The 17,562-nt window shown below is 37.1% G+C and carries 22 protein-coding genes; 17 read left to right on the top strand and 5 right to left on the bottom strand.

What is annotated here, in order from left to right; all coding sequences use genetic code 11:
* Nucleotides 1–38: 38 nt before the first annotated feature.
* Genes KE503_RS10940 through KE503_RS10930 form a run of 3 tightly spaced genes read right to left on the bottom strand, consistent with a single transcriptional unit; the run spans nt 39 to nt 1,112 of the window.
* Nucleotides 39–644, bottom strand: coding sequence for a manganese catalase family protein (locus KE503_RS10940; protein ID WP_212385221.1), 606 nt, complete (start codon nt 642–644; stop codon nt 39–41).
* A 1-nt stretch (nt 645) separates the two neighbouring features.
* Nucleotides 646–909 (bottom strand): spore coat protein CotJB, encoded by a 264-nt coding sequence (locus tag KE503_RS10935; protein ID WP_022374451.1) that lies wholly within the window; start codon nt 907–909, stop codon nt 646–648.
* The gene (locus KE503_RS10930; protein ID WP_055197337.1) at nt 909–1,112 is read right to left on the bottom strand and encodes a spore coat associated protein CotJA; all 204 of its coding nucleotides are present in this window, start codon (nt 1,110–1,112) and stop codon (nt 909–911) included. The genes KE503_RS10935 and KE503_RS10930 overlap by 1 nt, the downstream gene beginning before the upstream one ends.
* A gap of 624 nt (nt 1,113–1,736) precedes the next feature.
* Here KE503_RS10930 and KE503_RS10925 point away from each other — a divergent pair.
* The 6 genes from KE503_RS10925 to KE503_RS10900 all read left to right on the top strand — a co-directional run bounded on the left by KE503_RS10925 (nt 1,737) and on the right by KE503_RS10900 (nt 5,097).
* On the top strand, nt 1,737–2,171 hold the full coding sequence (locus KE503_RS10925) for a MarR family winged helix-turn-helix transcriptional regulator (protein ID WP_022374449.1): 435 nt from the start codon (nt 1,737–1,739) through the stop codon (nt 2,169–2,171).
* A 1-nt stretch (nt 2,172) separates the two neighbouring features.
* A complete protein-coding gene (locus tag KE503_RS10920) occupies nt 2,173–2,946 on the top strand; it encodes a sulfite exporter TauE/SafE family protein (protein ID WP_022374448.1) in 774 nt (257 codons plus the stop codon).
* A gap of 78 nt (nt 2,947–3,024) precedes the next feature.
* Entirely contained in the window at nt 3,025–3,777 is a 753-nt protein-coding gene (locus KE503_RS10915; protein ID WP_212385220.1) for a GTP pyrophosphokinase, read from the top strand.
* 88 nt (nt 3,778–3,865) lie between these two features.
* The gene (locus KE503_RS10910; RefSeq protein WP_330621991.1) at nt 3,866–4,219 is read left to right on the top strand and encodes an NAD-binding protein; all 354 of its coding nucleotides are present in this window, start codon (nt 3,866–3,868) and stop codon (nt 4,217–4,219) included.
* 171 nt (nt 4,220–4,390) lie between these two features.
* On the top strand, nt 4,391–4,660 hold the full coding sequence (locus tag KE503_RS10905; protein WP_147604708.1) for a PqqD family protein: 270 nt from the start codon (nt 4,391–4,393) through the stop codon (nt 4,658–4,660).
* Complete coding sequence (locus KE503_RS10900) at nt 4,657–5,097, top strand: S24/S26 family peptidase (RefSeq protein WP_022374444.1); 441 nt, start codon at nt 4,657–4,659, stop codon at nt 5,095–5,097. The genes KE503_RS10905 and KE503_RS10900 overlap by 4 nt, the downstream gene beginning before the upstream one ends.
* Nucleotides 5,098–5,273: 176 nt before the next feature.
* Here KE503_RS10900 and KE503_RS10895 read toward each other — a convergent pair whose 3' ends face one another.
* Entirely contained in the window at nt 5,274–6,896 is a 1,623-nt protein-coding gene (locus KE503_RS10895; RefSeq protein ID WP_212385219.1) for an IS1182 family transposase, read from the bottom strand.
* A 250-nt stretch (nt 6,897–7,146) separates the two neighbouring features.
* Between KE503_RS10895 and KE503_RS10890 the strand changes: the two genes are divergently transcribed.
* The 6 genes from KE503_RS10890 (at nt 7,147) to KE503_RS10865 (ending at nt 12,375) form a co-directional block, all read left to right on the top strand.
* Nucleotides 7,147–7,623: a LeuD/DmdB family oxidoreductase small subunit gene (locus KE503_RS10890; RefSeq protein WP_022374443.1), complete on the top strand. Its 477-nt coding sequence runs from the start codon at nt 7,147–7,149 to the stop codon at nt 7,621–7,623.
* A 4-nt stretch (nt 7,624–7,627) separates the two neighbouring features.
* Complete coding sequence (locus tag KE503_RS10885; protein WP_055197345.1) at nt 7,628–8,872, top strand: 3-isopropylmalate dehydratase large subunit; 1,245 nt, start codon at nt 7,628–7,630, stop codon at nt 8,870–8,872.
* A gap of 26 nt (nt 8,873–8,898) precedes the next feature.
* Nucleotides 8,899–9,390, top strand: coding sequence for a LeuD/DmdB family oxidoreductase small subunit (locus KE503_RS10880; RefSeq protein ID WP_055197348.1), 492 nt, complete (start codon nt 8,899–8,901; stop codon nt 9,388–9,390).
* A gap of 4 nt (nt 9,391–9,394) precedes the next feature.
* The gene (locus KE503_RS10875; RefSeq protein ID WP_055197350.1) at nt 9,395–10,636 is read left to right on the top strand and encodes a 3-isopropylmalate dehydratase large subunit; all 1,242 of its coding nucleotides are present in this window, start codon (nt 9,395–9,397) and stop codon (nt 10,634–10,636) included.
* A gap of 82 nt (nt 10,637–10,718) precedes the next feature.
* On the top strand, nt 10,719–11,894 hold the full coding sequence (locus tag KE503_RS10870) for a cation diffusion facilitator family transporter (RefSeq protein WP_081020059.1): 1,176 nt from the start codon (nt 10,719–10,721) through the stop codon (nt 11,892–11,894).
* Nucleotides 11,895–11,961: 67 nt separating this feature from the next.
* Nucleotides 11,962–12,375: a pyridoxamine 5'-phosphate oxidase family protein gene (locus KE503_RS10865; RefSeq protein WP_212385218.1), complete on the top strand. Its 414-nt coding sequence runs from the start codon at nt 11,962–11,964 to the stop codon at nt 12,373–12,375.
* On the opposite strand, the gene KE503_RS10860 is transcribed toward KE503_RS10865, so the two are convergent.
* A complete protein-coding gene (locus KE503_RS10860) occupies nt 12,372–12,977 on the bottom strand; it encodes a GNAT family N-acetyltransferase (RefSeq protein ID WP_212385217.1) in 606 nt (201 codons plus the stop codon). The two genes, KE503_RS10865 and KE503_RS10860, sit on opposite strands and share 4 nt — an antisense overlap.
* A gap of 518 nt (nt 12,978–13,495) precedes the next feature.
* On the opposite strand from KE503_RS10860, the gene KE503_RS10855 reads away from it, so the two are divergent.
* The 5 genes from KE503_RS10855 to KE503_RS10835 form a co-directional block, all read left to right on the top strand.
* Nucleotides 13,496–14,677, top strand: coding sequence for a MerR family transcriptional regulator (locus KE503_RS10855; RefSeq protein ID WP_212385216.1), 1,182 nt, complete (start codon nt 13,496–13,498; stop codon nt 14,675–14,677).
* A 57-nt stretch (nt 14,678–14,734) separates the two neighbouring features.
* Nucleotides 14,735–15,580, top strand: coding sequence for a dTDP-4-dehydrorhamnose reductase (rfbD, locus tag KE503_RS10850; RefSeq protein ID WP_117944607.1), 846 nt, complete (start codon nt 14,735–14,737; stop codon nt 15,578–15,580).
* 39 nt (nt 15,581–15,619) lie between these two features.
* Nucleotides 15,620–16,174, top strand: a complete 555-nt coding sequence (rfbC, locus tag KE503_RS10845; protein WP_009265363.1) for a dTDP-4-dehydrorhamnose 3,5-epimerase — start codon at nt 15,620–15,622, stop codon at nt 16,172–16,174.
* A 30-nt stretch (nt 16,175–16,204) separates the two neighbouring features.
* On the top strand, nt 16,205–17,086 hold the full coding sequence (rfbA, locus tag KE503_RS10840; protein WP_055197360.1) for a glucose-1-phosphate thymidylyltransferase RfbA: 882 nt from the start codon (nt 16,205–16,207) through the stop codon (nt 17,084–17,086).
* Between the two features lie 10 nt (nt 17,087–17,096).
* Nucleotides 17,097–17,562, top strand: a 466-nt coding sequence (locus tag KE503_RS10835; protein WP_212385215.1) for a dTDP-glucose 4,6-dehydratase, incomplete at its 3' end; no start/stop codon positions are given.

Below are 17,562 nucleotides of genomic sequence, written 5' to 3'. Positions count from 1 at the left end.
TATACTCGAAATCTACAGTTGGCCAACCACCACACAAATTAAAATTTCTTACAATCAAAAGCAGGATTTATCGCATAGAAATTCTTACTATCCAAATGATCCTGTACATTTCTCAAAGCTTCTCCAAATCTCTGAAAATGCACGATCTCTCTGGCTCTTAAGAACTTCAATGGTTCTTTGACATCAGGATCGTCAATAACTCTTAACAGGTTATCATAAGTTGTTCGAGCTTTTTGCTCTGCAGCAAGGTCTTCGCTTAGATCGGTGATCGGATCTCCGACAGACTGGAAAGTAGTTGCGCTAAAAGGCATTCCGCTTGCTGCCTGTGGCCATGCACCTGCTGTGTGGTCTACATAGTAAGCTCCGAATCCAGATTTTTTAATTTGTTCTGGTGTTAAATCTCTTGTTAACTGATGCACGATGGTACAGATCATTTCCAAATGAGCTAATTCCTCGGTTCCGACATCAGTTAATACTCCACATACATTTTTATAAGGCATTGCAAATCTCTGTGAAAGATATCTCAGGGAGGCTCCGAGTTCTCCATCAGGACCGCCATACTGTGTAATGATCAGCTGGGCCATTGCAGGATCAGTTCGTTTGATATTTACAGGAAATTCCAGTCGCTTCTCATAATTCCACATACTAGCATCCTCCCTTCTTCATCCATGGCCAGGAATCAGTTGCCCATGTAAAGTGATCGTCAATGTCAGCACTATCGATCGTTAATGGTTCAAAATTTCTGGCATATTCTTTTAGCGCCTGTTTTCTTGCTTTCTGGTATTGATTAAAATGGTTGATTGCTTTCTGATCATTTGGATGAGTATCCAGATACAAGGTTGTATCGATCAGGGCAAAGCTAACTGTATCAATATAGTTTAATAGTTTTTTCTTATCATACTGATTCATTATCTGCACGCCCCTTTCCCATAAAATGGTTTATTTAATTCTGGAAAGATTGTTCCGCATTTTAATCCCTCTTCTGGACTATAGATCTGATTCCAATGCTGCCAAGGAACATACTGCATTGCAACAGGCATAGAATCGATACCGCCATGGCGATGTCCATGATTTTTTATTTCAGACGGTTGGTTACAACAACATCGATCCATCGATATTCTCCTTTTCTTATTTATATTATCATGGTATGTATGTAAAATAGAAATGTGAGAATCTTCTTTTATAGTGTAAATCCTTGTTATTTGATAAAAATTCGTATAGAATAGATTGATCTTATGGCTGGGATCATTACTGATCGTAGTGATCTCAAATATAATGACAGGGGAAATAGATATATTAACATTGACTGCAGCATTAATTGGAGCAACATCTTTGATCTTTGCAGCAAAAGGTAATGTATGGGCACAGATTCTAATGATCTTCTTATTATGCACTGGGATATGCGTCAAACGATATTGTATTGATTATTTTGTGGGTTATGGCATCTATCAAAGATCCGTCATATTTTCCAGTGGTAGTAAATTTCATGATCTTTTTCCTAAATGATATGTACGGATTTATCAGCTGGAAGAAGAGAGAAGCAAAGATTGAAGAGAAGATAGAAATAGGATAAACAACAGATAAAACAGGTGGAAATGAGTAGAAAAATTCATTTCCACCTGTTTTTATGTTACAGAAAATTTATGAGAAATATTTAAAATCGCAATAAAATCTGTTATAATAAATCAAAAATGAATAGTTCAAATATGAACTAAACATAAAGAAAGGAAAAATAAATGAAGATCAATATAGAATTTCCAAGAAAACTCTTAGAAGTATATAACGATGCATGTAAGCCATTATGCAAAAAGTTAAAATTACCACAGACAGCTTTTGATATTCTAATGTTTTTAGGAAACAATCTGCAGTATCAGACAGCAAGAGATATCGTTAAGGTTAGAAATATCAAAGCAAATCTTGTATCGATTAACGTGGACAAACTAGTAAAGGAAGGATACTTAAAGAGAGAAGCGATTGAAGGAGATCGGAGAAAGACAAAACTGGTCTGTACGACAAAAGCACAGCCAGTGATCAGGGAAGGACAACAGTTACAACAAGAATTTGTAGATCATTTGTTTGATAATATAACACAAAAAGAAAAAGAAATTTTTATCAAAGTGATGAAAACAATGGATAAAAATCTAGATGACATTTTGAAAGGTGGGAACTAAGATGAATATATTATTAACGATCATAGTAACATTTTTTGCAGGAATGGGAGCAGGACTTGGAACTGGGTTTGCGGGGATGAGTGCAGCAGCAGTGATCAGTCCGATGTTAATTACATTTCTTAAGATGAATCCATATATGGCTGTAGGAATCGCATTATCATCCGATGTACTGGCAAGTGCAGTTTCAGCTTATATTTATGGGAAAAATAAGAATCTTGATATCAAAAATGGAATGATCATGATGGTAACGGTATTACTGTTTACAGTCGCAGGAAGCTATATCGCAAGCCTTTTGCCCGCAGCAACAATGGGAAATTTCTCAGTTTTTATGACATTGCTATTAGGAATTAAATTTATCGTAAAGCCAGTTATGACAACAAAAGAAGCCATGCAAGGCGTTTCAGCAAAGAAACGAGCAATTCAATCCATCATTTGTGGAATGATGATCGGACTGATCTGTGGATTTGTCGGCGCTGGTGGTGGAATGATGATGTTACTGATCTTAACAAGCGTATTAGGATATGAGTTAAAAACAGCGGTAGGAACCAGCGTCTTTATTATGGCATTTACCGCATTTACAGGAGCCGCATCCCACTTTATGATCGGTGGGGCACCAGACTGGACGGTGTTTATCTTATGTGTTGCATTTACCCTGATCTGGGCAAGGATCGCAGCAAGATTTGCAAATAAAGCGACCCCAGAAACATTAAACAGGGCAACAGGAATCATTCTTGTGATCCTTGGAATCGTTGTTCTTGGATTTTCTATGCTATAAATGATGGAAAATATTGAAAGATCAAGGAAAAGAGTGATAAAATCAAACTATTAAATAAAAAAGGAGTCGAAATACAGTATGATAATCGATGAGTTAAAAAAGCAGGGAAAAGCTTTATTAGATGCAAGAAGAGAGGAGTTTGTAAGACAAAGCCTTTTATCCGATGAATTTCTAAATTTTATGCATCAAAATAGGAAACCCTTTGATCTTTTAATGTCATACTATGAATGTGCGATCATGGAAGTTGAAACAAAATTCAGGGTATTAAACCATGAACTATCTCTAGAATACGACAATAATCCGATTGAAAGCATTAAGACAAGAGTTAAATCGTATGACAGTATTTTAAAGAAGATCCGAAGAAAAAATATTCCTTTAAATCTGCAAGCTATTGAGAAAAATTTAAAAGATATAGCAGGAGTAAGAGTTATCTGTTCATTTCCAGATGATATTTATCAATTAGCAGAGAGTTTCTTAAAACAGGATGATATTACATTGATCGAGCGAAAAGACTATATCAAGAATCCAAAACCAAGTGGTTATCGAAGCCTGCATTTGATCATACAAGTACCAATCTTTTTACAAAATGAAAAGAAGATGGTTAACGTTGAAGTACAATTTCGAACAATAGCAATGGATTTCTGGGCAAGCCTTGACCATAAAATGAGGTATAAGAAAGAGTTGTCCAGTGAAGAAGTAGAAATCATTCAGGAAGAACTCTATGACTGTACAAGACAAAGTGCAGCCCTCGATGAGAGAATGCAGGGAATCAGAGATCGTATTACGAAGAAACAAAGGACAGACACACTATTAATAGAAGATAAATTGTAATTTTTGACTGACTGTGTTAGAATAGGACAAGTATTAAAAAAAGTATAAAAATTTGTTAAGAAAGTGTTAATGAATTGACGGTAAAAAAATGAATATTATCATTGTTGGGTGTGGTAGAATTGGTTCTACACTTGTTGAGGAATTAAGTGGAGAAAACCATGACATTTCCATTATTGATGAGAAGACAGTTTATTATGCAAAAGAAGGATTTTTGACTGTTGCGATCAGTTGGATCGTAATGAGTTTTTTTGGAGCAATGCCATTTGTGATCAATGGAGATATTCCATCAGTGGTTGATGCGATGTTTGAGACAGATTCAGGATTTACCACAACAGGATCAAGTATTTTGACAGATGTAGAAGCACTGGCAAGGTGCAGCTTACTCACCATACATACAATACTTGATCGCAGTTTTTATGATCTTATTTGGAGTAAACTTTAATGTATACTACTTTATTTTGATCAAAAAGTTCAAAGATGCGATCCACTATGAAGAACTAAAATATTATTTATTATTTATTATTTATCGGTAATTTATGAGACAAGTCTTTCTTTTTTTGAAGTTATATAATAAAATAAGGATAATCAAAATGGGAATGGAACGGAGGAGCATATGAAACGAAATACAGATTTTATGCTTCGTGATATTGCAGGCGAAGTAATTCTTGTACCAACAGGAGCCGCAACTCAGCAGTTTAATGGAATGATCACATTAAATGAAGTAGCAGCATTTATCTGGAAGAATTTGGATGAGTCTGAATCAAGCGAGATATTAGTTGATAAGATCATGGACGAATTTGAAGTAGACAGGGAAACGGCAACAAGAGATGTCATAGGTTTTGTAAGTGCCTTGTATGAGCGTGGATTGGTATTGGATGAATGAGAAAGATAGCAAATGATGTTTATATTCCAGTATTAAAAGAACTGGTGGAAGAAGGAAAAGAAGTCAGTATGATGATCAGTGGGAGTAGCATGAATCCATTTCTGATCCATCAGAGAGATTATATTTTGATGAGGAAGCCAGAAAGAGAATTAAAAGTTGGAGATATGGTGTTTTTTCAGAGAAATGACGGAGCATATGTGATGCACAGAATCCATCATATCAATAAAAAAGAAAAGTTATTTATCATTGGGGATGCACAGACAGAGATGGAAGGTCCAATTGATAAAGAACAGGTCTTTGCGATCATTATCAAAGTAAAGAGAAAAGGTAAATGGATCTCACCAGGAGATTTCTGGTGGGAGTTTTTTGAGCATATCTGGCTGCATTTGATACCATTTCGCAGAATATTGATGAAATTATACGGAATCAGAAGATAAAGAGGGGGCTGTCGCATTAATGATTAAATAAATCATAGATGCGGCAGCATCTTTTTAACGTTTTTTAACAAACGCTAATCATTATACTTATAAAAATTTAAAAATAGCGTACTTTAATATACCTTCTAAAGATTTAGAAGAAAAATAGCAATTATATTTTGAACTTTCAAAAATTCTTATTTCTTTAACGCAAACAGATGTTGTCCTGTTCGGCCATTCTGTATCTTATGATGTAGCTTATTTATATTATATCCGATTGCAAGGATCACACTTTGTGCAGTCACATTTTCTTTCCCTCTATAAAGATATCTTCGAAAATTCATATCTTCTTTTACGTTCGCAAATGAGCCTTCTGCCTGTATACTTCGGTTCATCCTCAACTGGTTACCATATTCGCTGATGATCCTTTTTACATTTTCTTCCCGTTTTTGTTTCATCACTTTTGATACATAGAGTCTTTTTTCTCTTTTTTCCATCGGAGTCTTACAGTTATTCCCCTTGATACACTTTTCTTTGAACGGACATCCTTTACATTCATGGCATTGATAAACAGTCACCGTCCGGAGATATCCAGTTTCTGTCTTTTGTTTTCTCTGATATTGGACTGTTAGCATTTTCCTGTTTTGACAACGATAACTGTCTTTTTCAGGATCATATTCCATGTTTTCCATTTTCCCGATATCTTTTTTATATTTTCGTGTTTTTGAAATCTCATAATTCATGGGTTTGATAAAAGATGACTGCCCATTTTTCTCTAAAAACAGATAATTCTCTTCACTTTCATATCCTGCATCTGCAACAATCTCCTGATATCGAAAGGAAAGATGTTTTTCCATATCTTTTAGAAATGGGATCAGTGTTCCAGTATCTGTTGGTTTGGCACTGATATCGATCCATGTGATATATTCTGAATCGACACCATGCTGTAGATTATATGCAGGCTTTAACTGTCCATTCATCATGGCATCTTCTTTCATACGCATAAATGTTGCATCAGGATCTGTTTTTGAATAACTGTTCCGGGTTCCACATAAATGGATCTTTTTTATATATTCTTTTAGTTTTTGAATATATGATTCCAATGTTTCTATCGACCGCTGTAATGGTGTTTTACGTTTTCCTTTTCCATGAACAAATGAAATATCCTCTTGTTTTTTTATCCGATAAAGTTTCTTTCTCATCCTTTTTAAAGTATGCAGAGAGATCTGATCATGATAAACGATCTGAATCCCATAAAGTACTTCGCATTCACGGATCAGGTCTGAGATCTTTTCAAACAGTTTCTGACAGTTTTTTGTGACTGATCTTTTCCATACAAAAGTATATTTATTCGCAACAGATTCAAGTTTGGTTCCATCGATAAAAACACTCTTTCCAGAAATCTCCCCGATTTTTAAAAGAATATTGCTTACTTCAGCCAGAGTATTTTTGGAACACTTTGAAAAATGCAGAGAGATAAAACGAGCGATCGTTGCATGATCTGGAACAGGTTTTCCTTCCAAAAGATACATGAAATTGATATCTCTGTGACATGCAGTTTCAATATCTCTGCTAGAATAGATTCGATTCATACTGGCATAAATGATAATCTTAAACAGTTGTCTTGGGGACGCCTGATTTTTCTTTATCTTTCCATAGGTTTTATAAAGATCGCTGAGTTCCATTCCCTCCACAAAAGCACTCAGTAGGCGGACCGGATCATCTGCTGGGATTAAAATTTCAAGATCCAGTGGAAGTTTGATTTGATAGTACAGAGAAGATAAGGTATAATCTTTCTGTAAGATTTTGTTTTTGTTCATATTTAAATCTTACACCAAGAGCCGGGCTTTGCGAAGCCCGGCTCTTATTCTTTTTTGCAAAAAAGACTGCCGCTTAATGCGACAGCCCCTTCTTTTTTTGTTATCAGACCATGATGAGAGTGTCAAAAGTAAATTTTGCCACTCTCTGATGTATCCAGATTGTTTCATTGCTACGCAATTTATACTTTTGACACTTACATTATTTTATAGTATCCTTAAAAGTAAAAGATACAAAACAGGAGGAAGATCAATGGGACGTGTATTTAAATTCCATAATGACGTAGATACAGATCAGATCATTGCGTCACAATATTTGTTATTACCAAATATTGAAGAGATGAAAGTATATACTTTTGAATCAATCGATAAAGACTTTGCCAAGAAGGTAAAAGAAGGAGATATTGTTGTAGCAGGAGAGAACTTTGGATGTGGATCTTCAAGAGAACAGGCACCAAGCGTACTAAAAGCCTTAGGTGTCAAAGCAGTGGTTGCCAAATCATTTGCAAGAATCTTCTATAGAAACTCAATCAACATTGGATTACCAGTGATCATCAGCAAAGACTTATACGATAAAGTGGAAGACGGAGCTGACATTGATATCAACCTGTCTGAAGGATGGATCAAAACAGAAAACGAAACCCTTCCATGTACCAAACTGCCACCATATATGCAGAATATTCTGGATCACGGCGGATTGATCAATTTCTTAAATGAAGGGGAGGAATAGTAACATGGGAATGACCATTGGAGAAAAGATTATCGCAAGAGCTGCGAAAGTAGATCAGGTAAAAGCAGGAGAGATCCATACGATCGAAGTTGACCGCTTAATGAGTAATGACGGAACAACACATTTGACAATTGATATGTACCATAACCAGTTAAAGCATCCAAAGATCGCAGATAAGGACAAACTGGTATTTATCATGGACCATAACGTGCCTGCAGAGAATCCAAAGACAGCAGCAGCACATAGAAAGATGCGTAATTTCGCAAAAGAACATCAGATCAAATTATACGAAGGAAAAGGTGTCTGTCATCAGATCATGGTAGAAAATCATGTATGCCCAGGAGAATTTATCATGGGTGCAGACTCTCATACATGTACATACGGAGCATTAGGAGCATTCGGTACAGGAATCGGATGTACAGACTTCTTATATGCGATGGTGACAGGACAGTCTTGGGTATTAGTTCCAGATACGATCCGTTTTAACCTGCATGGTAAATTAAGAGAAGGTGTATATGCCAGAGATTTAATGCTTTCTATCATTGGAATGGTTGGGGCAAATGGATGCAACTACAAGATCATGGAATTTGCTGGAGAAGGTGCTCATAACCTTGATATCGACGAACGTTTAGTTCTTTGTAACCTTGCAGTTGAAGCAGGAGCTAAGACTGGAATCGTTGAACCAGACGAGAAAGTCGTAGAATATGTAGAAAGCCGTGGAAGAAAGGCAGAGAACTTATTTAAGAGTGATGACGATGCGGTATTTGAGAAAGTTTATGATATCAACTTAGATGAGATCAAACCAGTTGTTGCAAGACCTCATCAGATCGATGACGTTGTGGATGCCAAAGAAGTTGCTGATGTGAAGATTGATGAAGCATTCTTAGGATCATGCAATAACGGACGTATCGAAGAATTACGTGTTGCAGCTGAAATCTTAAAAGGAAAGAAAGTAAGCGATAGCGTAAGATTCTTGATCGCACCGGCTTCTAATGAAGTTTATATACAGGCATTAGATGAAGGTCTGATCGACATCTTCATGGAATCCGGAGCAATGGTTATGAACTGCAACTGCAGTGTTTGCTGGGGAAGTTGCCAGGGTGTCATCGGTAAAGATGAAGTTTTAATTTCCACAGGAACAAGAAACTTCAAAGGACGTGCCGGACATCCAGATTCTTATGTATATTTAGGATCCGCAGCGACAGTTACAGCATCAGCGATCGCAGGTAAGATCACAACAGCAGACTAGATTTAAGAGAGAAGGATAGAATAGATATGGAACAGTTTAAAGGTAAGGTTTGGGTGCTTGGAGATGATATCGATACAGATATCATCATTCCAACAGAATATCTGGCACTTCCAACCGTAGAAGATATGAAACAGTACGGATTTTCTCCACTTCGTCCAGAATTAGCAGGACAGATCGGTGAAGGAGATATTATCGTAGCAGGAAGCAACTTTGGTTGCGGTTCTTCAAGAGAACAGGCACCAGAGATCATCAAAGCATTAAAAGTAAAATGCGTCATTGCCAAATCATTTGCACGTATTTTCTTCCGCAATTCCATCAACAATGGATTACTGCTGATCGAGAATGATAAGATTCAGGATGTAGTCAAAGAAGGCGATGAGATCGAAGTTACATTAGGTGAGAAGATCACACATAATGGTGTTGATTATGAAATCCATTCTCTTCCAGATAACTTAATGGAGATCATCAACGCAGGTGGATTGGTAGAAGCCATGAAGAAAAGAAACGGGGTGAAATAAAGATATGGGACAGACAATGATTGAAAAGATAATCAGCAGAAACGTTGGTGTTGACAGTGTAAAACCAGGACAGATCCAGACAGTTAATGTAGATCGTGTTATGATCCATGATATCTTTATTCCATTTGTAGCAGAAAAATTCGAAGAAATGGGATTTACAAAGTTATGGGATCCAGACAAAGTTGTACTGATCTATGATCACATGGTACCAGCAAGTACAACAGATGATATCAGACATTTTAAGATCGGTGATGCATTTGCTAAGAAATATGGTATGACACACGTTCATAGAAGTGACGGAATCTGCCACCAGTTAATGACAGAATGCGGATACGCGAAACCAGGAAATATTGTATTCGGAACAGACTCTCATACAACAACTTATGGTTGTGTTGGATGTTTCTCTTCAGGAATCGGTTACACAGAGATGGCAGCGATCCTTGGAACAGGTGAAATGTGGGTACGTGTCCCAGAGACGATTAAAGTTGTTATCGATGGTAAACTTCCTGAAAATGTAAGTTCCAAAGACATCATCTTACGACTGATCGGAGATTTAACTGCAGCAGGAGCTACATACAAAGCACTAGAATTCTCAGGAAGTACCGTTGATGAGATGAGCGTTGCAGCAAGAATGACAATGTCAAATATGGCAATCGAAGCCGGAGCCAAAGCAGCACTTTTTGCACCAGATGAGAAAACAGCTGAATATTCTCAGGTAGATTTAGCAGATGTTGACTGGTTATACGGAGACGAAGATGCCGAGTATTGCCAGACGATCACATACAAAGCAGAAGATTTAGTACCAGTGGTAGCATGTCCATCACAGGTAGACAAGATCAGAGCGGTCAAAGAAGTTGAAGGAACCAAACTTGACCAGGTATTTATCGGATCTTGTACAAATGGAAGATTAGAAGATCTGAAGGTAGCAGCAGAGATCTTAAAAGGAAAGAAAGTTGCTGACTATGTAAAACTGATCGTAACACCAGCCAGTCGTAAGATCTACAAACAGGCAGTCGATGCTGGATATATGAAGATCTTAGCCGAAGCTGGAGCGATCATTACACATCCAGGATGTGGATTATGCTGCGGACGTGCAGGAGGAATCATGACAGATGGTGAACGTGTTCTTGCAACAAATAACCGTAACTTCTTAGGAAGAATGGGAACATCTAAAGTAGAAATCTACTTAGGATCTCCAAAAACAGCGGCAGCATCTGCAATCGCAGGTAAGATCGTAGAAGCATAAAGGAATATATGGGGTAAAAGATTCTCATAGACATAAAGAAAAAACACATTGGGGGTCCTTAGGACTCCCATTTGCACTATATATGGAGTTTTTTATGACAAACTTATTAATATCACTATTTATTAAAGACAAAGAAAATATAAAGGACAGCAAAGTAAGAAATGCATATGGAAAGATGGCAGGAATCGTAGGAATCTGCTGTAATATCTTCCTGTTTGCAACGAAATTTTTTGCAGGGATCATCACAGGTGCGATCTCAATCACAGCAGATGCATTTAACAACTTATCCGATGCAGCATCCTCTATCATTACATTGGTAGGGTTTGATATTGCAGGAAAACCAGCTGACGAAGATCATCCATTTGGACATGGAAGGATGGAATATGTATCAGGACTAGTGGTATCTATTTTGATCCTGATGATGGGATTTGAATTATTTAAAACATCTGTAGAGAAAGTGATTCACCCAGAAGTAATTACGGAACAATGGATTTCTTATGTAATTTTAGCGATTTCAATTGCATTAAAGTTTTGGATGTATTTATTTAATAAAGGAATCGGATGGAGAATTCATTCAGAGACAATGAAAGCAACCGCAGCAGACAGCTTAAATGACTGTATATCAACCGCAGCAGTTGTCGGCGGAATGTTAGTTTTTCATTATTTTCATCTAAATATTGATGGAATTGTAGGAATTTTTGTGGCATGTTTTGTATTATGGGGCGGGTATGAATCTATCAAAGATACTTTAAATCCATTATTAGGAGAATCGCCAGATCCAGAACTGATCGCAAAGATCACAGAAACTGTCTTAAATCATAAGATGGTTATTGGAGTTCATGATATTGTAGTACATGATTATGGTCCTGGAAGAAGAATTGTTTCCTTACATGCAGAAGTTCCGTACAACAAAGATATGATGGAAGTGCATGATCTGATGGATCATATTGAGATGCGTCTGATGGAAGAATACCACTGCGAAGCAACGATTCATATGGATCCGGTTGTGACGGATGATGCGGAAGTAAATGAGACGAGAAAAGAAGTTTTGGAGATTGTTGAAAAATATGATAAGACATTATCAGTACACGATTTTCGAATGGTGAAAGGTCCGACACATACGAATGTTATTTTTGATCTTGTGGTGCCTTATGGGAAAGAGTATGATCCGGAGAGAATTGTGAAGGATATTAAGGAAGAGATTAAGAATGAAATGGTAGGGAAATATTATGCGGTTATTAGGATTGATAGATTTTAGCGTACTAAGTTATAGGTGCAAAATTTATAAAAATATTGATCGTAATGGGTATAAGGAAGTAATCAAAATGGACAATGAAAAAGAACAGATCATCAACTATTGGGTAAACAAAGATAAAACATCAACACACATGGAACCAGAGAAATTGTTAAAACACATAGAAAATTTCATCAAAGAACATAACACCTGTGCCTTAGCAACTTCCGCTAATGATATCGTCCGCTGTACACCAATTGAATACAATTATATCGACGGCAATTTCTATCTCCTATCCGAAGGTGGACGAAAATTCAGAGGTCTGTACACGAACGAAAATGTAAGTCTAGCCATCTACGAATCATATCAAGGTTTCGGAGAACTAGCAGGAATGCAGATCATGGGTAAGACACAGATCATAGAGCCGTTCAGTGATGAATACAATAAAGTACTAGAATACAAGAAAATCCCAAGAAGAAGGCTGCGATTCCAGACAGCATCTTAATCTTCCTCTAGAAGATGAGCAGTGATCGAATCAGGAAGTACATCCTTTAAAACATCTATACAAGAAAAATCAGTCCTGCTAGTCGGCAGGGCTTTTTTTGTAATCCGAAATCCCATTTTCTGATACATACCAACAGCCTTGTAAGCCCAAGTATGCGTATGAAGAAAAACAAAATCAGCATCCGGTTCAACAACAAGAAAACGAGACAAAGCAAACAAAACAATTGCCCTCCCAAGCCCCTTGCCCTGTTCATTAGGAGAAGCAGACACCCAATGGATTAAAGGAAAACGAACATCCCCAGCCATTTTAAACCAAGCACTCGTAGTAGCAACAATCTCTCCCTCAGGATTCACAATAAAACAAACCCTGTCAGCCAAAAGTTCCTCATGAGCTAAAAAAGTCTTAGCAAAATAAGCAGAAGCATCCTCAAAACAATTAAACTCCCCAACCAACACCTCAAGATTCGCCCAAGCAACCTCGTCCCCAGGCTCAAACATCTTATAAGAATAACCATCAGGCAAAACAGGAACCTTAAGAGTTTTTAACTCCTCAAAAGGCAGACACATCACAATATCTTTATAAACAAGAGACTTATCAAGCATAAACAAAAACCTCCTTGAAATCTAAAATAATAACGAATTAATTAAAGTATATAAATTATTAAATGAAAAGTCACGTGAAGTGGATGAAATAGAAAGTACTTTCGCAACCAATACCATTCTCCATACACACCTTCTAGAATTTCCACCATATTGTGGGTTCAGCACTATAATCTTCAGGTATATGATAAAAAATAAATAATAGTCTGGAAAAGCAGCATTAGAATTTTGCCACGTTTTTTAACGATTCGCAGCTGGCTTGGTGCAATGTTTGAGCCTCAAATAGTATCAATTTGAGTACCTTTGAAGGCGAGTTTTGCAAGGAAAGCCAGCGGATAAGCGATCGGTAAAAAACGTGTGCAAAATTCTCTAGCTGCTTTTCCAGACTATTATTTATTTTTTATCATATACAGAAAGACTCCAGTTGGCCAACCAACCACAAATTAAAATTTCCTATTGACACTTCCCTTACGTCACCCTTTATGATAACGTTATAAAGAGAAAACCAAAGGAGGACGACAATGACAAAAGACGGCTACTACACATCCGGCGAATTTGCAAAAAAAGCCAATGTAACCCTAAGAACGATCCGCTACTACGACCGTCAAGGCATCTTAAAGCCAAGTAAAGTCGCAGACAACGGATACCGTCTCTACACTGATGCCGATTTTGCCAAATTACAAAAGATTTTGTCATTAAAATACCTCGGATTTTCCTTAGAAGAGATCATGACGATGACGATCAACGATGAAGACCAGGATTTTATCAAAGAATCAATCAGCTTGCAGTTATATCTTGTACAAAAGAAGATGGAACATTTGAAACTGGTAGAACAATCCTTAGAAGAGATGGAACAAAAGATGGCAAATGAAGAGAAAATTGACTGGACACAGATGATGAATCTTCTCCATGTAACCAATCTGGAAAAAGGATTAGTAGAACAATATAAAAATGCATCAAATCTAGATATCCGTATCGGACTTCATCAAAAATATTCACAAAATCCACAGCCATGGTTTGACTGGATTTACGAGCAGTTAAACTTAAAAGAAAAAGACGAAGTACTAGAATTAGGATGTGGAACAGGAGAGTTATGGAAGAATAAAAAACTTCCAGAAGATGTTCATGTTACCTTATCTGACCAGTCACAAGGTATGGTAAAAGATGCCAGAAAATACGTCGGAGATGGAAATGGACAGATTTTTTACCAGATGATTGACTGCAGAAAGATTCCAAAAGACGATCAAAGTTTTGATAAAGTAATCGCAAATCATGTATTATTTTATTTAGAAGACCGGCAGGAAGCACTGAAAGAAATCAAAAGAGTTCTAAAACCAGAAGGAACATTTATCTGCAGTACTTATGGAAGCAGTCACATGCAGGAGATCACACAGCTGATCAAAGATTTTGATGAAAGGATCACACTTTCTGATCACAAATTATATGATGTCTTTGGTCTTGAAAATGGAGAAGAACAATTAAAAAAAGTATTCTCACAAGTAAAAGAAGTCGACTACAAAGATGAATTATTAGTTGACCAGCCAGAACCGCTTATTTCCTACATTTTATCCTGCCATGGAAATCAGCATGAATATTTAAACCATCGTTATTTAGAATTTAAAGATTTTGTAAGAAAGAAGATGGCAGCGAAAGGTGTGATCAAGATCACAAAATCTGCCGGAATTTTTATATGTCAACCATAAGAAGCGAATGATAATGAAATGTATATGTAAGATATATAACATCATAAAGGAGGAGTTATGAGAGTTTTTGTAACAGGAGTCAAAGGACAGCTTGGCTACGACGTAATGAACGAACTAGAAAAACAGGGACTTGAAGGAATTGGTGTGGATATCGATGAAATGGATATCACAGATGCTGACCAGGTAAATAAAGTGATCAAAGAAGCAGCACCAGATGCAGTGATCCACTGTGCAGCATACACAGCCGTTGATGCAGCAGAAGACAACGAAGAAATTTGTAGAAAAGTTAATGCACAGGGAACAGAAAATATCGCAAAAGTCTGTGAAGAATTAGATATTAAAATGATGTATATCAGCACAGACTATGTATTTAACGGGCAGGGGGAAAGACCTTGGGAACCAGATGATGAGAGAGAACCTTTAAATGTCTATGGACAGACAAAATACGAAGGGGAACTTGCCATCGAAGAACATGTGAAGAAGTTTTTCACAGTCCGTATCGCATGGGTATTTGGAGTGAATGGAAAGAACTTCATCAAAACAATGTTAAATCTTGGAAAGACACATGATCATTTAACCGTTGTAAATGACCAGACAGGTTCACCAACTTATACATATGACCTTGCAAGATTGTTAGTCGATATGATCCAGACAGACAAATATGGAAGATATCACGCAACAAATGAAGGACTTTGCACATGGTATGAATTTGCCTGTGAAATCTTCAAACAAGCAGGAATGGATGTATCCGTTGCACCGGTCAGCAGTGATGAATACCCAGCCAAAGCAAAACGTCCATCCAACAGTAGAATGGACAAAAGCAAACTGACAGCCAATGGATTTCAACCATTACCAACATGGCAGGATGCCTTAAGCAGATACTTAAAAGAGATTGACTATTAAAATAAATCGAAGATTAAATTCAAAAAAGGAGAAAACATCATGGGAAAAATTACAGTAACACCTTGCGACATTGAAGGACTTTACGTTATCGAACCAACAGTATTTAAAGATGAGAGAGGATATTTCGTAGAAACATACAACCAGAACGACATGAAAGAAGCAGGACTTGATATGGTATTCGTTCAGGATAACCAGTCTATGTCAACAAGAGGCGTACTTCGTGGATTACATTTCCAGAAACAGTTTCCACAGGGAAAATTAGTACGTGTAGTAAGAGGAAAAGTATTTGACGTAGCAGTTGACTTAAGATCCGATTCCAAAACTTATGGAAAATGGTTCGGTGTTGAATTATCCGCAGAAAATATGAAACAGTTCTACATCCCAGAAGGATTTGCACATGGATTCTTAGTATTATCCGATGAAGCAGAATTCTGCTACAAATGCACAGACTTCTACCATCCAGGAGACGAAGGTGGACTTGCATGGAACGATCCAGAAATCGGAGTTGAATGGCCATTAGAAGAAGGAGTTGACCTGATCATTTCTGAAAAAGATCAGAAATGGAAGGGGTTAAAAGATACATTTAAGTTTTAAGAAGCACCCAGAGGGAGAAAGGGAAGACAAATGAAGGGAATTATTCTTGCCGGAGGTTCCGGTACCAGACTGTACCCATTAACAATGGTAACATCCAAACAGTTATTGCCAATTTATGATAAACCAATGATCTACTATCCATTATCTGTATTAATGAATGCAGGAATCCGCGATATTCTGATCATTTCCACACCAAGTGACACACCAAGATTTGAGTCTTTATTAGGAGACGGACATCAGTTTGGAGTGAACTTATCATACGCCGTACAGCCATCCCCAGACGGACTTGCTCAGGCATTTGTGATCGGAGAAGACTTTATCGGAGATGACAGCGTAGCTATGGTTCTTGGAGATAACATTTTCCACGGACACGGATTAAAGAAACGTCTCTTACGTGCGGCAAATAAAAAAGAAGGTGCAACAGTCTTTGGATATTATGTTGATGATCCAGAACGTTTCGGAATCGTAGAGTTTGATCCTGATGGAAAAGCAGTATCCATCGAAGAAAAACCGGAAAAACCAAAATCAAACTATTGTGTCACAGGATTATATTTCTACGATAATAACGTTGTAAAATATGCAAAACAGTTAACACCATCTGCCAGAGGAGAATTAGAAATCACAGATTTAAATAAGATCTATCTGGAAAATGGACAGTTAGATGTTGAATTACTTGGACAGGGATTCACATGGTTAGATACAGGAACACATGAGTCTTTGGTGGAAGCAACAAACTTCGTAAAAACAGTGGAAACTCACCAGCATCGTAAGATTGCATGCCTAGAAGAGATCGCATACTTAAATCATTGGATCACAAAAGACCAGTTATTAAAAGATATCGAACCATTAAAGAAAAACCAGTATGGACAGTATTTAATGGATGTTATGGCAGGAAAATTTTTAGATAAATAAGGAGAAGAACATGAAAATATTAGTAACCGGAGGAGCCGGATTTATCGGTGGAAACTTCGTTCATCATATGGTAAATAAATACCCTGACTATGAGATCGTAAACTTAGATTTATTAACATACGCAGGAAACCTTGAGACATTAAAACCAGTGGAAGACAAACCAAACTACAAATTTGTCAAAGGGGATATCGCAGACCGTGAATTTATCATGGATTTATTTGAAAAAGAGAAATTTGATATCGTCGTAAACTTCGCAGCAGAAAGCCACGTAGACCGTTCTATTGAGAATCCATCTATTTTCGTAAGAACAAACGTAGAAGGAACCGTTGTATTATTAGATGCAGCAAAGAAATATGGTGTAAAACGTTACCATCAGGTATCCACAGATGAAGTATACGGAGATCTTCCATTAGACCGCCCAGACTTATTCTTCACAGAGACAACACCACTGCACACATCAAGCCCATACAGCAGTT

The organism is Anaerostipes sp. Marseille-Q3525 (assembly GCF_018223505.1).
In the GTDB taxonomy this organism is placed as follows: Bacteria; Bacillota; Clostridia; order Lachnospirales; family Lachnospiraceae; genus Anaerostipes; species Anaerostipes amylophilus.
This window is presented reverse-complemented; position numbering and strand designations above follow the sequence as displayed.

Bases quoted from the DNA above. Each gene is read 5' to 3' on its own strand.
- rfbC (WP_009265363.1), top strand. From the start codon at position 15,620: ATGGGAAAAATTACAGTAACACCTTGCGACATTGAAGGACTTTACGTT.
- KE503_RS10860 (WP_212385217.1), bottom strand. From the start codon at position 12,977: ATGCTTGATAAGTCTCTTGTTTATAAAGATATTGTGATGTGTCTGCCT.
- KE503_RS10895 (WP_212385219.1), bottom strand. From the start codon at position 6,896: ATGAACAAAAACAAAATCTTACAGAAAGATTATACCTTATCTTCTCTG.
- KE503_RS10920 (WP_022374448.1), top strand. From the start codon at position 2,173: ATGAATATATTATTAACGATCATAGTAACATTTTTTGCAGGAATGGGA.
- rfbD (WP_117944607.1), top strand. From the start codon at position 14,735: ATGAGAGTTTTTGTAACAGGAGTCAAAGGACAGCTTGGCTACGACGTA.
- KE503_RS10925 (WP_022374449.1), top strand. From the start codon at position 1,737: ATGAAGATCAATATAGAATTTCCAAGAAAACTCTTAGAAGTATATAAC.
- KE503_RS10930 (WP_055197337.1), bottom strand. From the start codon at position 1,112: ATGGATCGATGTTGTTGTAACCAACCGTCTGAAATAAAAAATCATGGA.
- KE503_RS10915 (WP_212385220.1), top strand. From the start codon at position 3,025: ATGATAATCGATGAGTTAAAAAAGCAGGGAAAAGCTTTATTAGATGCA.
- KE503_RS10940 (WP_212385221.1), bottom strand. From the start codon at position 644: ATGTGGAATTATGAGAAGCGACTGGAATTTCCTGTAAATATCAAACGA.
- KE503_RS10890 (WP_022374443.1), top strand. From the start codon at position 7,147: ATGGGACGTGTATTTAAATTCCATAATGACGTAGATACAGATCAGATC.
- KE503_RS10885 (WP_055197345.1), top strand. From the start codon at position 7,628: ATGGGAATGACCATTGGAGAAAAGATTATCGCAAGAGCTGCGAAAGTA.
- KE503_RS10880 (WP_055197348.1), top strand. From the start codon at position 8,899: ATGGAACAGTTTAAAGGTAAGGTTTGGGTGCTTGGAGATGATATCGAT.
- KE503_RS10905 (WP_147604708.1), top strand. From the start codon at position 4,391: ATGAAACGAAATACAGATTTTATGCTTCGTGATATTGCAGGCGAAGTA.
- KE503_RS10865 (WP_212385218.1), top strand. From the start codon at position 11,962: ATGGACAATGAAAAAGAACAGATCATCAACTATTGGGTAAACAAAGAT.
- KE503_RS10875 (WP_055197350.1), top strand. From the start codon at position 9,395: ATGGGACAGACAATGATTGAAAAGATAATCAGCAGAAACGTTGGTGTT.
- KE503_RS10910 (WP_330621991.1), top strand. From the start codon at position 3,866: ATGAATATTATCATTGTTGGGTGTGGTAGAATTGGTTCTACACTTGTT.
- KE503_RS10900 (WP_022374444.1), top strand. From the start codon at position 4,657: ATGAGAAAGATAGCAAATGATGTTTATATTCCAGTATTAAAAGAACTG.
- KE503_RS10870 (WP_081020059.1), top strand. From the start codon at position 10,719: ATGGAGTTTTTTATGACAAACTTATTAATATCACTATTTATTAAAGAC.
- KE503_RS10935 (WP_022374451.1), bottom strand. From the start codon at position 909: ATGAATCAGTATGATAAGAAAAAACTATTAAACTATATTGATACAGTT.
- rfbA (WP_055197360.1), top strand. From the start codon at position 16,205: ATGAAGGGAATTATTCTTGCCGGAGGTTCCGGTACCAGACTGTACCCA.
- KE503_RS10855 (WP_212385216.1), top strand. From the start codon at position 13,496: ATGACAAAAGACGGCTACTACACATCCGGCGAATTTGCAAAAAAAGCC.